Here is an 8,255-nt window from a genome sequence, read left to right as displayed (position 1 = left end):
GGAGAACTTCGCCGACATGTGGCAGGCGGCACGCTTCGGGCCGGCGCTCGCGAACAGCCTGTTCGTCAGCATTGCCGCGACCATCCTGTGCCTGCTGATCGCGATCCCTGCCGCCTATGCGATGGCACGCATGGAGTTCCGGGGGCAGCGGCTGTTCCGTCAGTTCCTGCTCGTCACCCAGATGCTCTCGCCGATCGTGCTCGTGCTCGGCATCTTCCGCCTGATGTCGAAGATGGGGCTGGTCGACCAGTTGCCGGCGCTGGTGCTCGCTTACATCGCCTTCAATCTCGCCTTCTCGGTCTGGATGCTGCAGGCCTATTTCCAGACGATCCCGCGCGAGCTCGAAGAGGCCGCGAAGCTCGACGGCGCGTCCGCGCTGCAGCGCCTCCGGCTCGTGTTCCTGCCGCTCGCCGTCCCGGCGATCGGCATCACGTCCGTGTTCATCTTCATCTATTGCTGGAACGAGTTCGTGCTGGCGATGACGCTCCTGCGCTCGAACGAGAAGTATACGCTCACCATGCAGATCTTCTCGCTCGTCGGCGGCCGCTACCAGGTCGAATGGGACCATGTGATGGGCGCGACGCTCGTCGCCAGCGTACCGGTCGCGATCGTCTTCGCCATGCTGCAGCGCTATCTCGTCGGCGGCCTCACGATCGGCGCCGTGAAGTAGCGCTGCACTCCATTCCCAACATCAACGAATGTCGACATCGGAGACTCAGATGGGATTGCAGGATTGGTTCGGCCTCGACGGGAAGCGGGCGCTGATCACGGGCGCAAGCCGGGGCCTCGGCCGCGAGATGGCGTTGGCCCTGGCCGAGGCCGGTGCCGATATCATCATCACCGGCCGCACGCAGGACACGCTCGACCAGACCGCTGCCGACATCCGCGCCATCGGCCGCCAGGCCTGGACGGTCAAGGCCGACATGGGCGTGCCGGAGGAGTGCGAGACGGCCTGCGAGACGATCCTCGCCGAATTCGGGCCGATCGACATCCTGGTCAACAATGTCGGCAACCGCGACCTCAACGTGTCGATCGAGGAAGAGACGCTGCAGGACTGGCGGTCGTTGATGGACCTCAACCTGACCAGTTGCTTCCTCGCGACAAAGCTTATCGGCGGCGCCATGCTGAAGCGCGGCCAGGGAGGGCGGATCATCAACATTGCCTCGATCAGCGCCCTCATCGCCAATCGCGGCATCGGCGGCCGCCACTACGAGACCGGCAAGGCGGCGGTGCTCCACTTCACGCGCTGCGCCGCGGCCGATTGGGCACCGCACGGCGTTACGGTCAACGCCATCTGCCCCGGCCTGTTCATGACCGACGCGAACCGGCAATGGAACGAGACGCGGCCCGACGTAATCGAGACCTTCGTCCGACAGGTGCCGATGGGCCGGCCGGGCAATCCGCCCGAGATCGGACCGCTCGCGGTCTATCTGGCCAGTCCGGCCGCAGCCTATGTCACCGGCGCTGCCTATGTGATCGACGGGGGCTATACGGTGTGGTGAGCGCCCGGCGGGACAGTGCCGTGTCGATCCATCCCTTCGGCCAACTGCCGGACGGCCGGGCGGTCCGCGAGATTCGTCTCGCCAACGCCGCCGGCACCACCGCCTCGGTCATCACCTTCGGCGCGGCGATCCGCGATCTCGTCGTGCCGGTCGGCGGCGGGATGCGGCGCGTCGTGGTCGGCTTCGCGACGCTCGACGGCTACCTCGACAACCGGCGCTATCTCGGTGTCACCGCCGGCCGCCATGCGAGCCGTATCGGCGAGGGTCGGCTGGTCCTCGACGGCACCGTTCACCAGCTCAGCCGGAACGATGGCCGGCACCATCTGCATGGCGGAACAACGGGCTTCTCGCGCCGCCTCTGGGACATCGTTGAGGTCAGCGACAGCGCGGTCACGCTCGGGTTGGTCTCGCCCGATGGAGAGGACGGCTATCCCGGCCGGCTCGATGTCCGCTGCACCTACCGGCTCGGGGAGCCGGCGTCGCTCGCGGTCGAGATGACCGCGACGACGGATGCGCCGACCATCGTCAGCCTGGCCCACCACTCCTACTTCACGCTCGCTCCCGGCACGTCGATCCGCGGTCATCGCTTGCGGATTCCGGCGAGCCGCACTGTGCCCTTCGGCCCCGACCTGGTGCCGACGGGCGACCTCTCGCCGGTCGGCGGTACGCCCTACGACTTCCGGGCGCTCCGGCCGATTGCTGGCCCGGACCCATCTTTCCAATACGATTGCTGCCTTGTTCTCGATCGGGCAGGCGAGGGGCGCCAGCCAGCCGCGCGCCTGGAAGCGCCCGACGGCAGCCTTTGGCTCGACGTCGCGACCACCGAGCCCTGTCTCGTTCTCTATGACGGCGCCGGCCTGGGCCCGGACTGGCCGGCGGTCGACGGGTCCCGCCCGTTCGCCCATGCCGGGCTGTGCCTGGAACCGATGCGCTACCCCGACAGCCCGAACCAGCCGGGCTTTCCCCAGGCCGTCCTGCGGCCCGGCGAGCTGTATCGCCAGCTGACCACTTATGAATTCGTCGAGCCCTCATAGGCGAGACCGTTGCTGCGCGTTCCCGTCGGTTTGGGCCAGGCTTTTGGCTCACCTCATGCGTTGACGGGTGGTTTGTTTGGATCTATAACAAACATACCAACGAAGCGAGCTCGTCCCGGCGGTCTTCAAGCCGGTTGGAAGCAAGCCCAAAAATCACAGGAGAGGCATATGGATAAGGATCTGCTTGGTCGTTATCTGGTTTCTCGCAGGCGCCTGCTGCAGGGCGCCGCCTTAGGATCGGGTGCCGCGCTCGCGGGATTCGGCGGCAGGGCCGCCTTCGCCGCACCGCCGGCCACGCCGCTCAGCTTCATCGGCTGGCAGTTCCAGCCGCAGATCGTCGAAGCCAACGTCAACACCTTCAAGTCGCTGTACGACGAGGCCGTGAATTACGAGCTGGTGACCGGCGATTATCATCCGGTGGTCGAAACCAAGCTGACCGGCGGCCAGAAGATCGACATGCTTTATGCCGAGGAAGATCACATCGCCCGCTGGCACGCGGCCGAATGGACCCGCGACCTGGAAGGGCTGGACGGTGTGGACGAGATGAAGGCCGGGATGTTCCCGGTCAGCGTCAAGTCGATGTCGCTGCCCGACGGCAAGCTGGCGGGGCTGCCCTATTACGCCGGCCACAACGCCTTCATCTACAATGAGGAACATCTGCAGAAGGCCGGCCTGGCCGTGCCCGACAGCTGGGACTCGCTGCTCGACGCCTGCCGCAAGCTGAAGAAGGACGGCATTTCGGACGCGCCCTACAACAGCGCCTGGGGCCAGAAATGGCCGGAGCTGTCGTGGAGCATCTTCTCCTGCTGGTATGCCGAAGGCGCGCCGGTCTTCAACGCCGCCGGCGATTTCGTCGACGACGCCGCCCTGCGCAAGGTGCTGGAAACCCACCAGACGCTGTACAAGGAACAGCTGGTGGCGGCGGACATCATGACGCTGCCGAATGAAGGCGTGCCCAGCTACGCCACCGGCCGCCACACCTTCATGGTCCTGCACGATTACGACCAGAAGACCGTCAACGATCCCAAATTCTCGAAGGCGGCGGGCAAGGTGAAGAACGCCCTGATGCCGGGCAAGGCCAAGTCGACCTTCGCCTGGACCGCGGTCTACATGATGGGCGCGCAGCCGGTCGACGTCGACCGCACCTGGAATCTGCTGCGCTTTTTCGGCGGCAAGTCCAAGGACGGCCAGTATCACGTGATCAAGCGCTGGGCGCTCGAATTCGGCCTCGGTTCCGCCTACAAGGAGGTGATGGCCGATCCGGAAATCGTCGCCAGCTTCTCGCAGTGGCGCGATACCGAGATCACCAAGAAGCAGCTCGAAAACGCGACGTCCCGCGATATCGCCAAGGAGATCTGGTTCCCGGAATGGGACCTGTTCATGATGCAGCGGGTCCAGGAATACATCCGCGGCAGCATGCCGACGGACCAGATCGTCGACGAGCTCAGCCGCAAGGTGGCCGAGCTGAAGCAGCAGTATCAATAGCCTGCAGCAGCGGCGATCGCGGGGGCCGAGGCTGCCCGCGATCGTCCTTCGCGACCCTTTCGTCGGAGGCGCGGCCCGGTGTCGATCACCCTCTCGCAAGCCCCTGTCCTGCCCGCCCGGCGCCGCCGCGCCGGCCAGATTCCCGGTTTCGCCTATGCCGCGGTGGCGCCGGCCCTGGCGATCGTGATCGCGGTCGTCGGCCTGCCGCTGGCCTACAGCCTTTATCTCAGCCTTCACCGCACCAACCCGATCACCAAGCGCTGGCTGTTCGTCGGGCTCGACAACTACACCGGCCTGTTCGGCAATGCCGAATTCTGGGCGGCGCTGGGCCGGACCGCCTATTTCGCCGGCTTCTCGGTCATCGGCACCACCGTCATCGGCATGGCCATGGCGCTGGTGCTGAATGAACGCTTCACCGGGCGCGGCTTCCTGCGCAGCGTCATGCTGGTGCCCTGGGCGATGGCGCCGGTCTCGGTCGGCGTCCTCTGGTCCTTCGTCTATGCCGGGGACTACGGCACGCTGAACGGCCTGTTGAACGACCTCGGCCTGGGGTTCCTGGGGATGCCCTGGCTGGGCGACGGCTTCCGCGCGCTCAACCTCGTCGCCCTGACCAATGTCTGGAACCAGGCGCCGCTGACCGCGCTGCTGCTGCTGGCCGGGCTGCAGTCGATGCCGCGCAACCTGCACAAGGCGGCGATGCTCGACGGCGCCGGGCCGGTCGCCCGCTTCTTCGCGATCACGCTGCCCTGGCTGAAGCCCAACCTGCTGTTCATCGCCATCATCGCCACGATCAATTCGCTGATGGCGTTCGACATCCTGTGGATCATGACCCGGGGCGGCCCCGGCGCCGCCACCACCGTGTTCGCCTGGCTGGGCTATCTCTACTCCTTCCAGTTTCTGAAGTTCGGCGAGGGGGCGGCGATCCTCTACGTCCTCACCATCATCAGCTTCATCCTGGCGATCCTGTACTTCGTGGTGCTCGGGCCGCGGCAGAGCCGCCGGGCCGCGGCCGCCGCCGACGCCCCATCCGCGGTGTCGCCGGTGAATGCCGCGCGGCGCCATGCCATGGTGACGCTGCCGGCCTACCGGCCGCGGCTGCGGCTGCCCCGGCGGGTCGAAGCGGTGGTGACCCGCGGCGGCTTCGCCATCGCAGCACTGCTGATCTTCATCTGGTCGGCGTTGCCGGTCATCGCCCTGGTGCTGATGAGCATCTCGCCGGCCGCGGACCTGATCCGGACACCGCCGACGATGGTGCCCAGCAGCTTCACCCTGGACAACTTCACCGCGGTGCTGCTGCCACAGGGGGCCAGCGGCAACGAGACCAGCGTCCAGGCCCAGCGGGTGCCGCTGTCGCTGTTCAACAGCTTCGTCGTCGGCGTCGTCGTGGTGGTGATCAGCGTGTCGCTGGGCACCCTGGCCGGCTACGCCTTCGCCCGGCACGGCAAGGGCCGCTTCTTCCGGATCAGCCTGTGGGGCCTGCTGCTGACCCGGATGACGCCGGCGCTGACGCTGGTGCTGCCCTTCTTCGTCATCTTCCGCACGCTGGGGCTGATCGACACCCGGTTCGGGCTGGTCATCGCCTATTGCAGCGTGCTGCTGCCGCTCAGCACCTGGATGATGAAGAGCTATTTCGAAGGCATCCCGGCCAGCCTGGACCGGGCGGCGCTGATCGACGGCTGCTCACGGCTGAAGATGCTGTGGAAGATCCTGCTGCCGGTGGCCCGGCCCGGCATCATCGCCGCCTCGATCTTCTGCTTCCTGGTCAGCTGGAACGAGTTCCTGTTTGCGCTGATCCTGACCTCGACGCCTGGTTCCCAGACCATTCCGGTGGTGCTGTCGGGCTTCCTCAGCCAGGCCCGGTTCTACGAATACGGGCCGATGTTCGCCGCCAGCGTGTTGTCGATCGCCCCGCCGGTGGCCGTCGCCTTCCTGTTCCAACGCTATCTCGTCCAGGGGGCGCTGTCCGGCGCCGTCAAGGGCTGAACCGCGGTCCCGGGAGATCATCATGACATCGATCAACATCCGCGCCGTGTCCAAGAGCTACGCCCAGCACCCCGTGCTGAAAGGGCTCGACCTCGACATCACGGATGGCGAATTCGTCTCCTTCCTCGGGCCGTCCGGCTGCGGCAAGAGCACGCTGCTCTACTGCATCGCCGGGCTGGAGGAGATCAGCTCCGGCAGCATCCTGTTCGACGGGCGCGACATCGGCGGCCTGGCCCCGCGCGACCGCAACATCGCCCTGGTGTTCCAGGACTACGCGCTCTACCCGCACATGCGCGTGCGGGACAACATCGCCTTCCCGCTGCGGCAGCAGAAGGTGCCGGAGGAATCGGTCCGGCGGCAGGTCGCCTGGGCGGCCGAGATGCTGGGCCTCGAACCCCTGCTGGACCGGTCCCCGGCCGAGCTGTCCGGCGGCCAGCGCCAGCGGGTGGCGGTCGGCCGCGCCATCGTGCGCAACCCGGCGGCGCTGCTGATGGACGAGCCGCTGTCCAACCTGGATGCCAGCCTGCGGGTGCGGATGCGCACCGAGATCAAGCGCCTGCAGCGCGAACTCGCCGTCACCACCATCTTCGTCACCCACGACCAGGAGGAGGCGATGGTGCTGTCCGACCGGATCGCGGTGATGAATGGCGGCGTGCTGCAGCAATTCGCCGAGCCGATGACGGTTTTTCGCGAGCCGGCCAACCAGTTCGTCGCCGGCTTCATCGGCAGTCCGCAGATGAACTTCCTGCCGGGCTCCGCCGTCTCCGGCGGCCATGACGACAGCCGGGTCATAGGCGTCCGGCCGCATGATTTGACCCCGGCGGCGGCAGCGGATGGCGACGCCTTCTCCCTGACCGGCGAACTCGCGCTGATCGAACCGGCGGGGCCGATCCACTTCCTCGACGTCCAGGTGGGCGACCGCATGGTCAAGGCCACCTGCAGCGACCCCGGCGGCCGCCGCCCGGGCGAAAGGCTGACCCTGACCGCGCCCGACCGCACAATCCACGTATTCGACCGTGACAGCGGCGCCCGGCTATAGCCGCCGCCTTCCCCTCACACGACAAAGAAGCGCTTCACCCATGGCATTCGATCTCGTGCTCAAGAACGGCCGGGTGCTCGACCCGTCCCAGGGTATCGACCGCATCGCCGACGTCGCCTTTGCCGGCGGCAAGGTCGCCGCGATCGGCGCCGGCCTCGATCCCGGCGGCGCCGTGGTGCGCGACGTCGCCGGCAAGATCGTGACGCCCGGCCTGATCGACCTGCACACCCATGTCTACTGGGGCGGCACCTCGCTCGGCATCGATGCCGAGGATTTCGCGCGGAAGAGCGCGGTGACCACCTGCGTCGACACCGGCAGCGCCGGGCCGGGCAACTTCCCGGGCTTCCGCAAGCATGTGATCGACCCCAGCCAGATCCGCATCCTGGTCTATCTGCACGTCTCCTTCGCCGGCATCTTCGCCTTCTCCGAACGGGTCATGGTCGGCGAAAGCAACGACATCCGGCTGATGGCCGCGCGGGATGCCGTGGAGGTGGCGGAGGCCAACCGCGACGTCATCATCGGCATCAAGGTCCGGGTCGGCCGCATCGCCAGCGGCCCGGCCGGCATCGCGCCACTCGACGTCGCGCTGCAGGTGGCCGACGAGACCGGGCTGCCGCTGATGGTGCATATCGACGAACCGCCGCCCTCCTACGAGGCGGTGGTGGACCGGCTGCGGCCGGGCGATGTGCTGACCCATTGCTTCCGGCCGTTCCCGAATTCGCCGGTCACCCGCGACGGCAAGATCAAGCCCGAGGTGCTGGCGGCGCGCGAGCGCGGCGTGCTGTTCGACATCGGCCACGGCAAGGGATCGTTCGCCTGGAAGACTGGCCGGGCCATGCTGGCCCAGGGCTTCAAGCCGGACACCATCTCCTCCGACGTCCACGCTCTCTGCATCAACGGCCCGGCCTATGACCAGGTGACGACACTGTCGAAGTTCCTGGCGCTGGGCATGCCGCTCGACGAGGTCATCGCGGCCTCCACCGTCAACGCCGCCAAGGCGCTGAACCGGCCCGAGCTCGGCACGTTCAAGCCCGGCAGCGTCGGCGACGCCAGCATCCTGTCGCTGAAGCACGGCGCCTTCCCGCTGGAGGATGTGCGCGGCGAGATCGTCACCGCCGACCGGCGGATCTTCGCCGAGGGCGTGGTGGTCAACGGGCGCTGGTGGCACCCGGCGGAAGGAACGAAATGATGCAGCGCGACGACATCGAGACC

At 67.2% G+C, this 8,255-nt stretch carries 7 protein-coding genes; all 7 read left to right on the top strand.

Features of this window, described 5'->3' with window-relative positions; genetic code table 11:
• Positions 1–670: carbohydrate ABC transporter permease (locus AC3XYG_RS11295; RefSeq protein ID WP_489139927.1), on the top strand; the 670-nt coding region annotated here is incomplete at its 5' end.
• A 49-nt stretch (positions 671–719) separates the two neighbouring features.
• A complete protein-coding gene (locus AC3XYG_RS11290) occupies positions 720–1,502 on the top strand; it encodes an SDR family NAD(P)-dependent oxidoreductase (RefSeq protein ID WP_489139926.1) in 783 nt (260 codons plus the stop codon).
• Between the two features lie 20 nt (positions 1,503–1,522).
• Positions 1,523–2,536 carry an aldose epimerase family protein gene (locus AC3XYG_RS11285; protein ID WP_489139925.1) on the top strand — a complete coding sequence of 338 codons (1,014 nt, stop codon included), beginning with the start codon at positions 1,523–1,525 and terminating at the stop codon, positions 2,534–2,536.
• A gap of 168 nt (positions 2,537–2,704) precedes the next feature.
• Positions 2,705–4,021, top strand: coding sequence for an ABC transporter substrate-binding protein (locus AC3XYG_RS11280; protein WP_489139924.1), 1,317 nt, complete (start codon positions 2,705–2,707; stop codon positions 4,019–4,021).
• Between the two features lie 78 nt (positions 4,022–4,099).
• Entirely contained in the window at positions 4,100–6,004 is a 1,905-nt protein-coding gene (locus AC3XYG_RS11275; RefSeq protein WP_489139923.1) for an ABC transporter permease, read from the top strand.
• A gap of 22 nt (positions 6,005–6,026) precedes the next feature.
• A complete protein-coding gene (locus tag AC3XYG_RS11270) occupies positions 6,027–7,043 on the top strand; it encodes an ABC transporter ATP-binding protein (RefSeq protein ID WP_489139922.1) in 1,017 nt (338 codons plus the stop codon).
• 40 nt (positions 7,044–7,083) lie between these two features.
• Positions 7,084–8,232: an amidohydrolase/deacetylase family metallohydrolase gene (locus tag AC3XYG_RS11265; protein ID WP_489139921.1), complete on the top strand. Its 1,149-nt coding sequence runs from the start codon at positions 7,084–7,086 to the stop codon at positions 8,230–8,232.
• Positions 8,233–8,255: the final 23 nt, after the last annotated feature.

It is taken from the genome of Inquilinus sp., from assembly GCF_057815775.1.
This window is presented reverse-complemented; position numbering and strand designations above follow the sequence as displayed.

Excerpts from the sequence above, each read along its gene's own strand:
- AC3XYG_RS11270 (WP_489139922.1), top strand. The coding sequence starts at position 6,027 with ATGACATCGATCAACATCCGCGCCGTGTCCAAGAGCTACGCCCAGCAC.
- AC3XYG_RS11280 (WP_489139924.1), top strand. The coding sequence starts at position 2,705 with ATGGATAAGGATCTGCTTGGTCGTTATCTGGTTTCTCGCAGGCGCCTG.
- AC3XYG_RS11265 (WP_489139921.1), top strand. The coding sequence starts at position 7,084 with ATGGCATTCGATCTCGTGCTCAAGAACGGCCGGGTGCTCGACCCGTCC.
- AC3XYG_RS11290 (WP_489139926.1), top strand. The coding sequence starts at position 720 with ATGGGATTGCAGGATTGGTTCGGCCTCGACGGGAAGCGGGCGCTGATC.